Below are 13,830 nucleotides of genomic sequence, written 5' to 3'. Positions count from 1 at the left end.
TCGATTATAGGTTTCAAACCGACTAATAAAAACTCAAGTGACTATAATATGTAATAATTAATAGAGGAAGCGTTAAAACAAGAGAGAAATTCATGCATTTATCTTTCAATTCCAATGTTAGTGGTCAGTTTTTTGAATCTTTTGTGAAACAAATCTTTACGTTTTTAGCAGAAAAAAATCTTTTAATCAATGACAGCAATCAACATATTATCGCGATCAAATTAAGAACGGATGGTCACCATGTAGTCCTACAAAATTTATTTGAAAATAAAAAAGCTGAAAATATTGAGTTTATTGATGAATCAATACAAACAGACACTAACAAGACCGTTGTTTTTTCTTATAACAGTAAGCATATCACAATGACCTTTTCTGGAGAAAATGGAAAAGTAAAAAAACTTGAGAAAGGAACAGAAAAGTATGTGAACCCTGAATCTAAATCATTTGTTTTTTATCGAAAAAATTTTGATTTTTTAGAAATAAAGACGAAATCACTAAATAATCTTTTGAACTTGATTTCTAAGGAAACAACTTTCATTACTTCCCAAGAATCAAATCAACTAACGGGTAAGATAAGATTGAAATTTTTGATTAAGAAAGAAGAACAACAAACGTCTCAAATTGAAAAATTACATAATGTTTATAAAGAAGGAGAAATATTCTTTTTTAAAAAATCTCCAAATATTTCACGTGTTGAAGCACTGGCAACAAGGTTTACATGTCAATTAAATGACCTTACTGCAGCACAACATGTGGATAGGTTAAATGCCATTCCTTCTCAAAATAAATTGTCTATCTTTCGTGAAATAATATTACAACTGGAAAAAAGAGGATACCCGCATGGTGATATGAAGCCATGGAATATTTTTCTAAGAGAAGAAGTTGAAACCAACACTATCTATATAAAAATTCTTGATGCAGATTTCGTCAAAATCGACGGTCATATTCGTAATGCATCTGGGGGAAGTCAGTTAATGGAAGAATTAGGGATCGGTGATATAGCTATGGAAATAGTTGAGATTTCATACCTGGCATTGAAACTGGTTGATAAAAATTTATCAACAATGCTGAGAGAAATTTCTAGTTATCTTGAAGACATTGAGAAAGATAATCCTAATCTCAAAGGTAGTGATGCTGTTTTAGAGAGAATATATCGAACTATTACACAACATATTTCTTTGTATGTTAATTCTTCTCAAGAAAAGCATTCTGTTTTACCTACTATCGAATCGATCAAAGAGGATATTAATCAAGTTGTGAGAGACAGCCGAAAAAATAATAAGCTAAGTTAAGATCTGTATTTTCGTATGGGGATCCTAAATAATATTGTGGAGCAAGACCATCGATTTGTGAAGAAAATCACAAAACCCATGAAGGAATTTAAAGCGCTTTACTTTGCAGAGGCGACATTAGCGGGGATCGAACTGCACCACATGCTCAGGAAAGCACAACATAAAGGATCCGCTAATCAAGCTATTTTTGCACAGTTCTATGGACTCGCGGCATAAACTCGCCCAAAATAACGCCGTTCCTGGTTTAAAAATATTTTTGCAACAGAGCCGAAAATCTCATTCGCATTTAATCTGGGCCAGTTTTATGCGCTGTTTGCAGTCTATGGGGTTTTCGTTTGCGGGCCATTACATATAACGAAAAAAATCACCAAATGAGAGGGAATTATGAAACTGGGGAAGGAATACTTATGACAAATAAATTTGACGTGATTGTGATTGGTGCAGGGCAAGCTGGACCCTCCCTTGCAGTACAATTCGCGAACATGGGAAAGAAAGTTGCCATTATCGAGAGAAAGCTATTTGGCGGAACGTGTGTCAATAATGGTTGTATCCCTAGCAAAACGCTCATTGCCAGTGCAAAAGTGGCACATCTTACAAGAGAAGCTCAGGAATTTGGCGTTATGGCTCAAGGTTCCATAACCGTTGACATGAAAAGAGTGAAAGCTCGCAAGGATGCGATTGTTGATAAAGCTTCAAAAGGGCTTGAAGATTGGCTGGAAAATACCCCCAACTGTCATGTATACAAAGGCCATGCCCGTTTTGAAAATCCACATATAATACGTGTTGGTGATGAGTTATTGGAGGGTGAAAAAATATTCATCAATGTTGGGGCACGGGCTGTTGTACCGAGCATTCCGGGACTTGAAAAAATACATTACTTTACGAATTCCAGCATCATGGAAGTAGATTTCGTGCCCCAGCACTTAATCATCATCGGCGGTAGTTATATCGGCCTTGAATTTGCTCAAATGTATCGTCGTTTTGGTGCAAAAGTTACTGTGATTGAGAAAGCGTCAAAGCTAATCTCGCGAGAAGATGCAGATATATCTGAAGCCGTTAAAGAAATCTTACAGTCTGAAGGAGTTGATATCCGCTTAAATGCAGAATGCATAGAGCTTGATAAACAAAATGATGAAATCGTAGTTCGACTTGATTGCACCGACTCAGAAAAAATCATCTCTGGTTCCCATCTGTTATTTGCTATTGGCCGTATCGCCAATACAGATGATTTGGGTTTGGATAAAGCGGGTATAGAAGTGGACAAAAATCATTTCATAAAAGTAGATGACTACCTGCAAACGAACATTGGCCATATATGGGCATTGGGCGAATGCAACGGAAAAGGTGCCTTTACGCATACCTCCTATAATGATTATGAAATAGTTGCGGCCAATTTAATCGGTAACCAATCCCGTCGAGTCAGTGATCGGATTCTGACTTATGGTTTGTTTATTGACCCACCATTAGGGAGAGCTGGTATGACGGAAGCTCAAGCGCTTGACTCGGTAAAACCAGCATTGATAGGTAAGCGAGCAATGACACAAGTAAAGCGAGCGGTTATTAAGGGTGAAACCCAAGGATTCATAAAAGTCCTTGTGGATGAGGAAAGTAAACTCATTTTGGGTGCAGCAGTTTTAGGTGTGGGTGGGGATGAAATTATTCATTCCATTTTGGACGTGATGTATGCAAAAAAGCCTTATACGGTGATTCAAAATGCAGTGCATATTCACCCGACTGTGACGGAATTAATACCAACAATGCTGGGGGAACTAAAGCCGCTCAAGCACTGAAGAAGTTGATTTCATGGCTTATCTTCAGCCTGTGTGATTGTGGTGTTATGCAAAGGGTGTGTTTGTGAATATTGGATGCCTAAAAAATGAAAGCGCTCATTGAATATCAATAGAACAGAGGTGACTGTTGTTTAAACAGTTATATTGAATTCATGGTAATTATTAAATTGTCAGTGTCAAATTGCTTGTAATTCGTCTAGACTAATTCTGACTAAGGAATTTGTATCCATTCAAGGAGTGAAGAATGAGTAATCGAGTTTATCAGGTAGTTGAGTTAGTAGGTACTTCAGAAGAAGGTATTGAAGAAGCAATCAATAATGCGATTGCTCAAGCTGCCAAGATTCATGGTAAATTGGATTGGTATGAGGTCATGCAGACGCGTGGGTTTATAGAAGGCAATCAAAATAAATATTACCAGGTGCAATTGAAAATAGGTTGTCACGCTCATTAAACAACGGAATGTTCATAATTTACACAAACTCAGGATATTTGCGAAGTGCTGTTAAAAAATGCCAACCGTAAAGATTGAGTTTGTGTTGACCAACGCCGGAAATATTTAATAATTCGTCCAACGTTTGTGGTCTTTCACTTACCATTTGATGCAAGGTGGTGTCGCTAAAGATCATAAAGGGAGGCTTATTTTCCTCTTCGGCCAGTTTCCGTCGCAGGGTGCGTAATACCTCAAACAATGAGTTTTCTTCTGCGGTCAGATTGTTGTATTTATTTTTGCCAACCTTGTCTTTTACGGTAATCCTTGGTAATGAAAGAAATACCTTCTCCTCGCCCTTTAATAGAGCTGCAGCCTTTGGCGCTAAGCGAAGAACATTGTAGCTGCCAATATCCTGATAACAGTAATTACGATGAATTAATTGCCAGGCTAATTGTTTCCAGTAGTTTGCTGGTTTGTCTTTGCCAATACCAAAGGTACTTAATTGATGATGGCCTGCTTGTTGAATTTTTTCTGCTGAACTACCGCGCAGTACCTCAATTGTGTAATTCATACCATAACTTTGACGTAGCCTGTAGATACAGGATAGTAATTTTTGGGCGTCTTCTGTTGCATCAATTGTTTCAGGGGGGTTATCGCAAACATCACAATTATTACAGGGTTTATCATTAAACTCATCGAAATAACGCAGTAAAATCTGGCGACGGCAATAGGTTGCCTCGGCAAAGGCCAGCATATGATTTAATTTACTGGTTTCTACCCGTTGCTGATTTTCATTGGCAATGGTGGCTATCCGGCCACGTAATTTGGCGCTGTCGGCCGGATCATAGAGAAGTAAAGCGAGAGCCGGCAAACCGTCACGACCCGCTCTGCCGGTTTCCTGATAATAGCTTTCAATATTCTTGGGAACATCATAATGAACGATAAAACGTACATTGGATTTATCAATTCCCATGCCAAAAGCCAGTGTGGCGACAACAATATCAATACGGTCATGACGAAAAAGGGTTTGTACTTGGCGGCGTTCTTCATAGCAAAGTCCTGCATGGTAGGCTCTGGCTTTGATTGTTTGTTCCTGTAATTTAGCGGCCAGGCGTTCTACCTCCTTGCGTGTGCCGCAATAGATGATTCCTGATTGTTGAGATTGCGTTTCCAAAAACTGGTTGAGTTGTCTGAAGGGGTTATTTTTAGTAATAACACTGTAATGAATATTAGGTCGATTGAATGAGGCAATAAACTGTTTGGGGTTGTAGTTTAGCTTTTTAATTATATCCTGGCGAGTTTGTTGATCAGCGGTTGCTGTAAGAGCGATGATTGGCACCTGAGGAAAATGGGTTTTTAATGCCCCTAATGTGGCATATTCGGGTCGGAAATCATGCCCCCATTGAGAAATGCAGTGGGCTTCATCAATAGCGAATAGCGAAAGAGTACAGTCATAAAGGCGCTCTAAAAAAGAAGAACTCATTAAACGTTCGGGAGCTATGTAGAGCAGGTCCAGTTCGTTATTATGGAGCCTTGCGAGCACTTGCCTTGCTTCGTCACTGCTTAAGGAAGAGTTGTAATAAGCTGCTTGAATTCCCTGTAATTTCAGGGCAGTCACCTGATCTTCCATTAGTGCAATCAGGGGAGACACCACAATAGCTACCCCCTTGCGGACTAACGCGGGTATCTGATAACAAAGCGATTTCCCCCCGCCTGTAGGCATCAGTACCAACAGATCACTGCCATTGATTAAATCATTAATTATTTCTTCCTGGGGAGGACGAAAAGCATCAAAACCAAAATAATCTTTTAATATCTGGAGTGCTGGTTTGTTTTGTTCAAATTGTCCACTGGGTTCCATGTGATTGTTCTTTTTTATTTCAAGGACACCAAAGTTTGTCATGATAGCATTTTTTATTATGCCCGCATAAATGTTTTGTTTTATGATAAGGCTATTACCCAAGGAGAAAGGAAAGCTATGGATTTTAAGTTCAGTGAAGAGCATCATGCTTTTCGAGATATGGCTGCAGAATTTGCACGCAACAAGCTGGCTCCCAATGCAGCGTCCTGGGATGAGAATAGTTATTTCCCTATGGATATCTTACGAGAGGCGGCAAGTTTGGGGATGGCTGGTATTGTGTCTGGCGAAGATATTGGTGGCTCCAATCTGAAGCGTTTGGATGCGGCACTTATTTTTGAACAACTGGCCACCGGTTGTGTGACCACCAGCGCCTATCTTTCCATTCATAACATGGTTGTCTCTTTGGTTGACCGTTATGCCAGTGAGTCTTTACGTAAGGCCTGGGGGCACCGCTTAACTTCTATGGAAGCGTTTGCAAGTTATTGTCTGACTGAGCCTGAATCAGGATCAGATGCAGCATCTTTAAAAACCCGTGCTCAAAGAGAGGGTGATTATTATGTCCTGAATGGTGCAAAAGCCTTTATTTCAGGTGGTAGCGTGAGTGACGTTTATTTGTGCATGGTCAGGACAGGAGATGAATCGCATAATGGCATTTCTTGCATATTGGTTGAGAAAGATGCGCCAGGTTTGAGTTTTGGAAAGTTGGAAAAAAAATTAGGATGGTGTAATCAACCTACCTGTATGGTCTATTTTGAGAATTGTCGCGTCCCCATTGCCAATCGTGTAGGGGAAGAAGGCATGGGATTTAAAATTGCCCTAAGTGCGCTTAACGGAGGTCGTGTGAATATTGCCGCCTGCTCTTTGGGTGGGGCGGCAGCCTGTTTGCGGTTAACTCAACGCTATATGCATGAGCGGAAGCAGTTTGGCAAGCCATTAACGCAGATGCAAGCCTTACGTTTTTATTTTGCGGATATGCTAACTGACTTTGAAGCTGCACGTTTAATGGTTTATCGTGCTGCTGATGCTCTGGATAAAAAAGATCCACATGCTCCCATGTATTGTGCTATGGCTAAACGATTGGCAACGGATGTCGCTTTTCGCATCAGCGATAAAGCCATGCAGTTGCATGGTGGCTATGGATATTTGCATGATTATCAAATTGAGCGTATTTTTCGCGATCTCAGAGTCCATCAGATCCTTGAGGGTTCTAATGAAATTATGCGGGAGATTATTGCCAAGGCCACATTGGATGAGGATTTTTTAATTGATTAACACCGCATTTTAGGAATGCGTATTAACAGGAGTTTTGCATGAATTTAATCGAAAAAGAGCTGGATGCGAATGGCATATTAACGCTTACATTAAACCGTCCGGAAAAGTTAAATGCTTTAAGTCACGACGTCTTATACGCCCTTTCAGAAATAGTTACCTCGGCTAAGGACAATCCGAAAGTCAAGGGACTGCTTCTCACTGGCTCAGGAAAAGCCTTTTGTGCTGGCGCTGATATTTCTCGTCTGGCAGAATGTAACGCTCATACGGGTTATCAATTTGCTTGTGAAGGCCAGGCTGTATTCAGACAGCTGGAAACCTTGGGTAAACCTTCTTTGGCTGCTGTAAATGGTTTTGCCTTTGGTGGCGGCTGTGAATTAGCTATTTCTGCCACCTTGCGCATCGCATCTAAAACAGCACAATTTGGACAACCTGAAGTTAAATTGGGGGTTATCCCTGGTTATGGCGGTACGCAGCGTTTAGCCAGGTTAATTGGCAAAGGGCGTGCTATGGATTTATGTTTAACCGGTCGTTTTATTAATGCTGAGACAGCTTTAAGCTGGGGCCTGGTCAGTGAAGTTGTAGAACAGGATGCATTACTGGAGCAGGGTAAGCGTATTTTGACCACCATTTTGTCAATGGGGCCTTTGGCAGTGGCCAGTGTAATGGAAGTGATTGATCGAGGTTATGACATGTCGCTGACCGATGCCTTGCATCTGGAAGCAGTGCATTTTGCCAAAGTATGCGCTTCTGAAGACAAGCAGGAGGGTGTTGGGGCATTTCTTGCCAAACGGCAGGCCGAATTTAAGGGGGAGTAAGCGGATGACTGCAGAAATAATTTTTTCCCGGGAGAAACATATTGGTCTGGTAACGTTGAATCGTCCGCAAGCGCTCAATGCCTTAAATCTGGCAATGATTAAGGCATTACAACAGCAATTGATTGAGTGGAATGATGATGTGGACATTCATGCTGTAGTGATTCAAGGACAGGGAGAGAAGGCGTTTTGCGCTGGAGGGGATGTTCGTTGGTTGTATGAGGCAGGTCTTGCAAAAAATCCTGAGCAAATGCAATTTTTCTGGCATGAGTATCGTTTAAATCATTATATTCACCAATTTAAGAAGCCTTATATTTCTTTAATGAACGGGATGACCATGGGAGGGGGTGTTGGAATTTCCCTGCATGGTTCCCATCCGGTTGCTGGTGAACGCTTTGTTTTTGCGATGCCTGAAACAGGTATCGGATTTTTCCCAGACATTGGCGCAAGTTATTTACTGTCCCGTTGTCCAGGGTATACTGGTATTTATTTGGGATTAACGGGTAACCGCCTTAATGCGCAGGATGCCTATGCTTTGGGATTAATCAAACAGGTAGTGCCTTCTGAGTATTTAGAGACAGTTCTGGAAACGTTGATTAATACAGATTTGTCATCTGCTGCTCACGAGCGGGTGGATGCTTGCCTGGATGAATTTGCGTTAGCTGTGCAAGATACAACTATTATGGGAATGAAACCCTCTATTGATTCTTGTTTTTCCAAAGATACGGTAGAAGACATTTTTAAAGCATTAAGAGAAAAAGGGGGGGAGTGGGCAGCACGTGTTCTTACTGATTTAGAGCAAAAAGCCCCTTTAAGCCTTAAGGTGACGCTGACACAGCTGCAAAAGGCTAAATTGATGCCGATGGCAGAATGTATCAAGATGGACTATTGTCTGGTCAATCAATTTATGCAAGATTCTGATTTTTATGAAGGAATCAGGGCTTTACTGGTTGATAAGGATAAATCGCCACAATGGCAGCCTGACAGTCTGGGAAAAGTCACTGCAGCTAAAATTACTGAATATTTTAACTGTAATCAAGATGAACTAAGTTTGTATTCGCTTGCTTAATGTTAAGGTTGTATTAGCGTTTTTGGGGGTTGAATATCGTCTATGCTAACTAAACTTTGACCTGTTTTTATGGCATCAATTTCTTTAGTCACGGCAGCGATACGTTCACCCAAAATCATCCTGTCTATTTGTTCTATCACTAAACCCAAGGTTTGTCTTAGGGTATTATTATAAGGCAAAGTAGATTCTGAAAGATAATCGGTTAAGCCGACTGATAGCGCTAAAAGTTGTTCATCAGGGGTTTGGAATTTATTCAGGATGTTGAACCAAAGTTGAGCTATTGCTACATATTCCTTTAATAGTAGTTGAATATTGCTTTGATTATTTTGATACCCTAGTAATTCCCAGGCTTCTTTCCCTAGCAGCAGGCTTAGTCCTGCTTCCAAGCCTTTAATTTGTACATCAATATCAACATTAAGAGGGTTTCGGGAAAGAGACTGATTACTCAATATCGATAATAAGGAAAATGAAGAGTTTAGCTTTTCTGACTTTGTAGTAATGAAAGCAGTATTGAATATACTTCGACTTAACTGACGTAGTAAGCGATTGTTAATTTCCTCCATCCGCGTTTCTAAAAAGTCGTGCTGTTTAGAATCAATATCAAAATTATTATGAACTTTTTTACCTTTTTCGACCAGAACAGAAAGTATTGATAGCATGAAATAATCTAAAGGCGCAGGCTTCTTATTCTCTGCGAGCAAGGTAGTAAGACGGCCATAGGCTATACTGGCATTATTAATTGCTGCATCTATATAGTTTCCAAATGCGTTTATAAAATCGCCTTGCTGTTTATAATAATCACCAAGCTCAACATGAGCTAATGAAAACCCCAATTCGCCTGCTTTTTTCAAATTATAAATAATAAACTCATGTTCGTTTTCTGAAGACATTTCCGAAGGTAGCTTATGGATTTTAATCATCGCTCTGCAAAAGTAGCGAATGCTTTCAAAATAATCCTTTTTAGCTTGTTCGGAAGAGAAGTGGTTTTCTACTGGATTAAGTAGAGTCAATGTCAGATTTAAGTTTAAGAGGTTGATGTCCGGTATATTATTCATTAACAAGGGTAAAATACGTTGGAAATGCGTTAATTTTTTTGATTCTTTATTCAGCTGCAGACTTGCCTCAGGGCTTACCTGATTTAGCTCAACGACTATTTTTGAAATTATATTTTGGTAATTTTCAATAAGATTATTAATTTTTTCCAACCCTGTCTTGAGGTCTTCTTTATTATTTTTACAATTTACAATAATGGACAGCATGGATTTTGCGATTTTATTGATGTCGGCAAAATTTTCTGAAATTCGAAAGTTGGGAGCTTTTTCAAGGAGTTTTTCTAAATAATTCAAGGAGTTACGAAGCTGCTCTAAATCTCCCGACTCCGGATTTAAATTATGTAATTGCTTTAAGGCAACTGCTCTAAGTAAATGATTTAACTTCGGATCAGCAGCAGGATGAGCTGAATCAATTTTATTAATGAATTGCTGCAGCTTATCTTCAACAGATTCTTCGTCATATTCTTCAGAAATCGCTTTGTAATAGTCTTCAAACAGGTAATTATCGTAAAACTCTGGCGTGAAAGAGTAATCTGGTGTTTTACTTAAGACTTGAAACAATTTAGACAAATGGGCTGGCGTGCTAAAATAGAAACTTTCCTGCGGGATTCTTAATTTTTTAGGGGATGAAAAATCAACCATTGATTGGCCATCAACCAGGGAGAGGATTGATTGAGTCAATAATTTTCTGGTTTTATCCCTGGCATCAATATGATAAATATCATTATTATCTTTCCAGGAGGTTGTAAAAGGCGGAGCTGACATTAACAGTTTTGCTCGATTTTCTTCTTGGTAGGAAAAATTACTAAAGCAATGTAAGAAGAAAAATTGCTTAAACTCTTCTTCTGTGAGGCTGTTTTTTAATTTTTGACTTAATTTTTCAAGATGAGCCAAGCCGACAATTGCGATTGTTATGCCATCATTGTTTCTGGCTATTTTGGCAAGATTGTTAGCCATAATATCGTCTCTTTCGGGGTCGGTCATTATCGAAGAAACAGTTTCTGAATCAGGGGCTGATACAGTAGGACTGCGTTTATCAATAGAATAATAGTTAACTTTATGGTTTTTTATTTCCTTTAGCATCAGAAGTTTAATTTGTTGTTGCTTTATTTGCTGGGTTAGGAACTCAATTTTGGTTAAGGCATCTTCATTATGTAGGGCATCTCTTTGAATACTAAGTTGGGAGAAAAAAGTGGAATAATCCTGAATTGATTGTTCTAAATGCTTAATGCTGTTTTCCAAGGTAACAAGCGTTTCAGGAAGCTCTACTGCAATGGCAGTCAGATTGTATGACTCTTCATTTCTTGCCAGCAGGTCAAGGCAAACTATCTCGGCGACAAGATCCAGGTGTGATTCTCCAATCACAAGCACTTTTCCCATACAAGCTCCAAAGCGTAAAAGCGTAAAAGTATAAAATTAATATAGTCAAAAAATTAGCTAACGGTAATTTTCCTAAACCAGGAAAGAATAGAATACGAGGGATGCTCGTATTCCAGTCTCTGTTAACACCTCATAATTTCTGCAGGTGATATATGTCGCGTCGATAATATAAGCTCAAGCCGATTAAACCCATCATCAAACTACCCAGCAGGGCACAATGGGGTATTATTCCTAAAGAAGCCTTAAACGATTCCAGAGTATATAGTCTTACCCCCTCAGAGTTAAAGTTTCCCATCCAGGAGGCATCCATTGCATGTCCTATTTTTGTATGGAAGAAAGATCCTCCAAGCATATTAATGCAGTTAAGGAAGGCAATGGTGACTCCACGTAACTTTGAATGCACCAAATCAGCACCCGCAGCAAATACAATGACCTGATAACAGCACAGGATGCCTATTGTAAGGAATAAAGCAGCTAACAAGTACCAATTGTATTGGTGACTCGATAATAAAAATAAGAAAACCATCGCCATACCTGAACCACAAAAGCCAAGTACCCAATAGTTGCCAAATTTTTTGCTTAAAAAAGCAAGCAGGGGTCCTCCAAATAACATACCAACAAAAATGAAGGAAATGAGCTCAGCAGCATTGGTTTTCTCGATGCTAAAAGCGGTCATTAAATAAGGAACACCCCAAACATCAGCAAATCCTTCAAGGGAACCAACCATCAAGAAATTGGCAAAGGCTAGTAACCATATAGTCGGCATGCTTAATAGAGATTTGAAATAAGTTAATTTAAATTGCTCAACATTTTCTGTAGTTTGAGTTTCGGATTTCGGTGAGCGTAAGAAAGAATAGGCCGCAGCGCCAAGCATGATCGCAATAAGAGATAATGTGAGAGCTACTGTTTGCCAATCATAATGAGTAACAAGAAGGCTAATTGGTTTCCCTCCATAAATTGCGCCAAGAAGACCGAGAGTAAATGAAAAACCAATCATTTTTGAGTATTGATTCTGAGGGAACCATTCTGAAATTACTTTCGAGACAGTAAGAAAGCCTGCGGCAGACCCAACTCCTATCAATAAGCGGCTTAGACAAGCAAGGTACCAATTGTTGGTATAACTAAAAAGAAGACTTGCCAGGCCGCAGAGAACTGCAAAAATAAAAACAATATAGCGTGCATTAAAACGCTCAAGCATAACCGCAATCGGAATTTGCATTCCGGAATAACCATAGTAATAAAGTGCAGCGAGAACACCAAATTGACTGGCTCCAATTGAAAATTGCTCCATCATCAAGCCAGGCCATAGACGCAGGATGAATTGGTAAGTGAAGAAGAGCAACGGCAAAAGCCACATCAAAAAGGGAAGATGACTGTTTTTAAGCCTGAACATAAGCAACCTCGTTAATAAAGGAGTCTCTAAAAAATTGCTAAAGCGGTTATGGAATCATTGGTAGCTTTCCAACATCTGCTTGCAGAGTTTTCAGGTCACCTTAAGTGGTTTGAAAAAAATGGTAAAAATATAGATAAGAAGTAGAGTTCGGCTTTTCAGCCGATAATATGAGAGGAAATAATAATTAATACATTCAGGGGTTCAGGACACATCGATGTTTAGCAACAAAATTTGACAGTAAATTAACTATACAGAACTTTTTGTGATCAGAGAAGCATTTTGTACAAAAATTCTCTGTGTATGACAAAATATGTCATATACAGAACCTAGAGTTAGTTCATTAGAGAAATTAACCACAAGGCATAAAAAATAGGCTAATATCTTATAAAGTCATAAATGGATATTAGACTTCATGCCCAATAGATCAAAGAAAAATACGCTCTCACATAGGAAACAGGTGCTTATTGATTTGGCGTTACAGGGTGGAGGTGCTCATGGCGCTTATACCTGGGGCGTTTTAGATCGTTTGCTTGAAGAGCCTCGATTACGCATCGAAGGAATTTCAGGCACTTCAGCGGGCTCCATGAATGCTGCTGTTCTTGTTAGTGGTTATATTAATAATGGAGCTGAAGGTGCAAGGGCTGCGCTGGAAGAGTTTTGGCGGCGTGTTTCTCGGGCTGCTCTGTTCAGTCCTTTTCAACGTAGCTTCCTGGATATTCTGTCTGGGAGATGGACTCTAAATTATTCACCTTGGTTCATTGCTTTTAATTTTATTTCACGTCTTCTTTCACCCTATGATCTGAATCCCATCGCTTTTCATCCCTTACGTTCAATTTTACTGGAAAGTATTAATTTTGAGGAGCTTGCAGAGGCACCGATAAAACTGTTTATTACCGTAACCAATGTGAGAACTGGAAAAGGAAAAATATTCAGAAATGGCGAAATAACACCAGAGGTATTGCTTGCTTCAGCCTGTATGCCTACTTTGTTTCAAGCGATTGAAATTGATGGTGAAGCGTATTGGGATGGTGGCTTTTCAGGGAATCCAACCATTACACCACTGATCCAGGAGTGTGAATCAAGTGACACGGTGTTAGTGCAGATCAATCCTATTGAGCGTACCGGTATTCCTAAAAGTGCACCTGAGATTCTCAATCGCATTAATGAGGTGGCTTTTAATGCAACATTAATTAAAGAGCTACGGATGATAGCAGTACTTAGACAGGTTGTTGATACATTAAAAGGTGAATGTGCCCGTTGGGCTAAAATGCGTATCCATCGCATTGCCAGCAGTAAAATGGTGGAGTTGGGTTATTCTTCAAAACTGAATGCTGAATGGTCATTTCTATGTATGTTGCGTGACGAAGGCAGGCGTACAGCAGATAATTTTCTAATTAAATACGGCAAGGATCTGAATCGACGTTCCAGCTTTGATTTGGATTCATTATTGTAGGAGCAAGATTAGGGTGGATTACTCCT

The 13,830-nt window shown here is 39.5% G+C and carries 10 protein-coding genes and 1 pseudogene; 8 read left to right on the top strand and 3 right to left on the bottom strand.

Annotated elements, in window-relative coordinates:
* The first annotated feature begins 92 nt into the window (after window positions 1–92).
* The 4 genes and pseudogenes from E1O65_RS05215 (at window position 93) to E1O65_RS05200 (ending at window position 3,533) form a co-directional block, all read left to right on the top strand.
* Complete coding sequence (locus E1O65_RS05215; RefSeq protein ID WP_133132541.1) at window positions 93–1,292, top strand: hypothetical protein; 1,200 nt, start codon at window positions 93–95, stop codon at window positions 1,290–1,292.
* A 12-nt stretch (window positions 1,293–1,304) separates the two neighbouring features.
* Window positions 1,305–1,508, top strand: a pseudogene (locus tag E1O65_RS05210) (DDE-type integrase/transposase/recombinase); the annotation flags it as partial.
* Between the two features lie 191 nt (window positions 1,509–1,699).
* Entirely contained in the window at window positions 1,700–3,082 is a 1,383-nt protein-coding gene (locus E1O65_RS05205; RefSeq protein WP_133132540.1) for an FAD-containing oxidoreductase, read from the top strand.
* Between the two features lie 244 nt (window positions 3,083–3,326).
* Window positions 3,327–3,533: a dodecin gene (locus tag E1O65_RS05200; RefSeq protein ID WP_133132539.1), complete on the top strand. Its 207-nt coding sequence runs from the start codon at window positions 3,327–3,329 to the stop codon at window positions 3,531–3,533.
* Between the two features lie 19 nt (window positions 3,534–3,552).
* On the opposite strand, the gene recQ is transcribed toward E1O65_RS05200, so the two are convergent.
* On the bottom strand, window positions 3,553–5,373 hold the full coding sequence (gene recQ / locus E1O65_RS05195; protein ID WP_133132538.1) for a DNA helicase RecQ: 1,821 nt from the start codon (window positions 5,371–5,373) through the stop codon (window positions 3,553–3,555).
* Between the two features lie 117 nt (window positions 5,374–5,490).
* On the opposite strand from recQ, the gene E1O65_RS05190 reads away from it, so the two are divergent.
* From E1O65_RS05190 to E1O65_RS05180, 3 genes are read left to right on the top strand one after another with little or no spacing between them, the layout of a single operon-like run.
* Window positions 5,491–6,645 (top strand): acyl-CoA dehydrogenase family protein, encoded by a 1,155-nt coding sequence (locus E1O65_RS05190; RefSeq protein ID WP_133132537.1) that lies wholly within the window; start codon window positions 5,491–5,493, stop codon window positions 6,643–6,645.
* 38 nt (window positions 6,646–6,683) lie between these two features.
* Window positions 6,684–7,460: an enoyl-CoA hydratase-related protein gene (locus tag E1O65_RS05185; protein ID WP_133132536.1), complete on the top strand. Its 777-nt coding sequence runs from the start codon at window positions 6,684–6,686 to the stop codon at window positions 7,458–7,460.
* 4 nt (window positions 7,461–7,464) lie between these two features.
* Window positions 7,465–8,526 carry an enoyl-CoA hydratase/isomerase family protein gene (locus tag E1O65_RS05180; protein ID WP_133132535.1) on the top strand — a complete coding sequence of 354 codons (1,062 nt, stop codon included), beginning with the start codon at window positions 7,465–7,467 and terminating at the stop codon, window positions 8,524–8,526.
* Between the two features lie 2 nt (window positions 8,527–8,528).
* Here E1O65_RS05180 and E1O65_RS05175 read toward each other — a convergent pair whose 3' ends face one another.
* The gene (locus E1O65_RS05175; protein WP_133132534.1) at window positions 8,529–10,958 is read right to left on the bottom strand and encodes a hypothetical protein; all 2,430 of its coding nucleotides are present in this window, start codon (window positions 10,956–10,958) and stop codon (window positions 8,529–8,531) included.
* A 130-nt stretch (window positions 10,959–11,088) separates the two neighbouring features.
* Entirely contained in the window at window positions 11,089–12,351 is a 1,263-nt protein-coding gene (locus E1O65_RS05170) for an MFS transporter (protein ID WP_133132533.1), read from the bottom strand.
* Between the two features lie 412 nt (window positions 12,352–12,763).
* Between E1O65_RS05170 and E1O65_RS05165 the strand changes: the two genes are divergently transcribed.
* Entirely contained in the window at window positions 12,764–13,804 is a 1,041-nt protein-coding gene (locus tag E1O65_RS05165) for a patatin-like phospholipase family protein (RefSeq protein ID WP_133132532.1), read from the top strand.
* The last annotated feature ends 26 nt before the right edge of the window (window positions 13,805–13,830 follow it).

Origin of the sequence: Legionella sp. W10-070, from assembly GCF_900640175.1 — a bacterium.
Lineage (GTDB): Bacteria > Pseudomonadota > Gammaproteobacteria > Legionellales > Legionellaceae > Tatlockia.
Note: the sequence above shows the minus strand (reverse complement) of the source record. Positions and strands in the feature narration are given on the sequence as shown.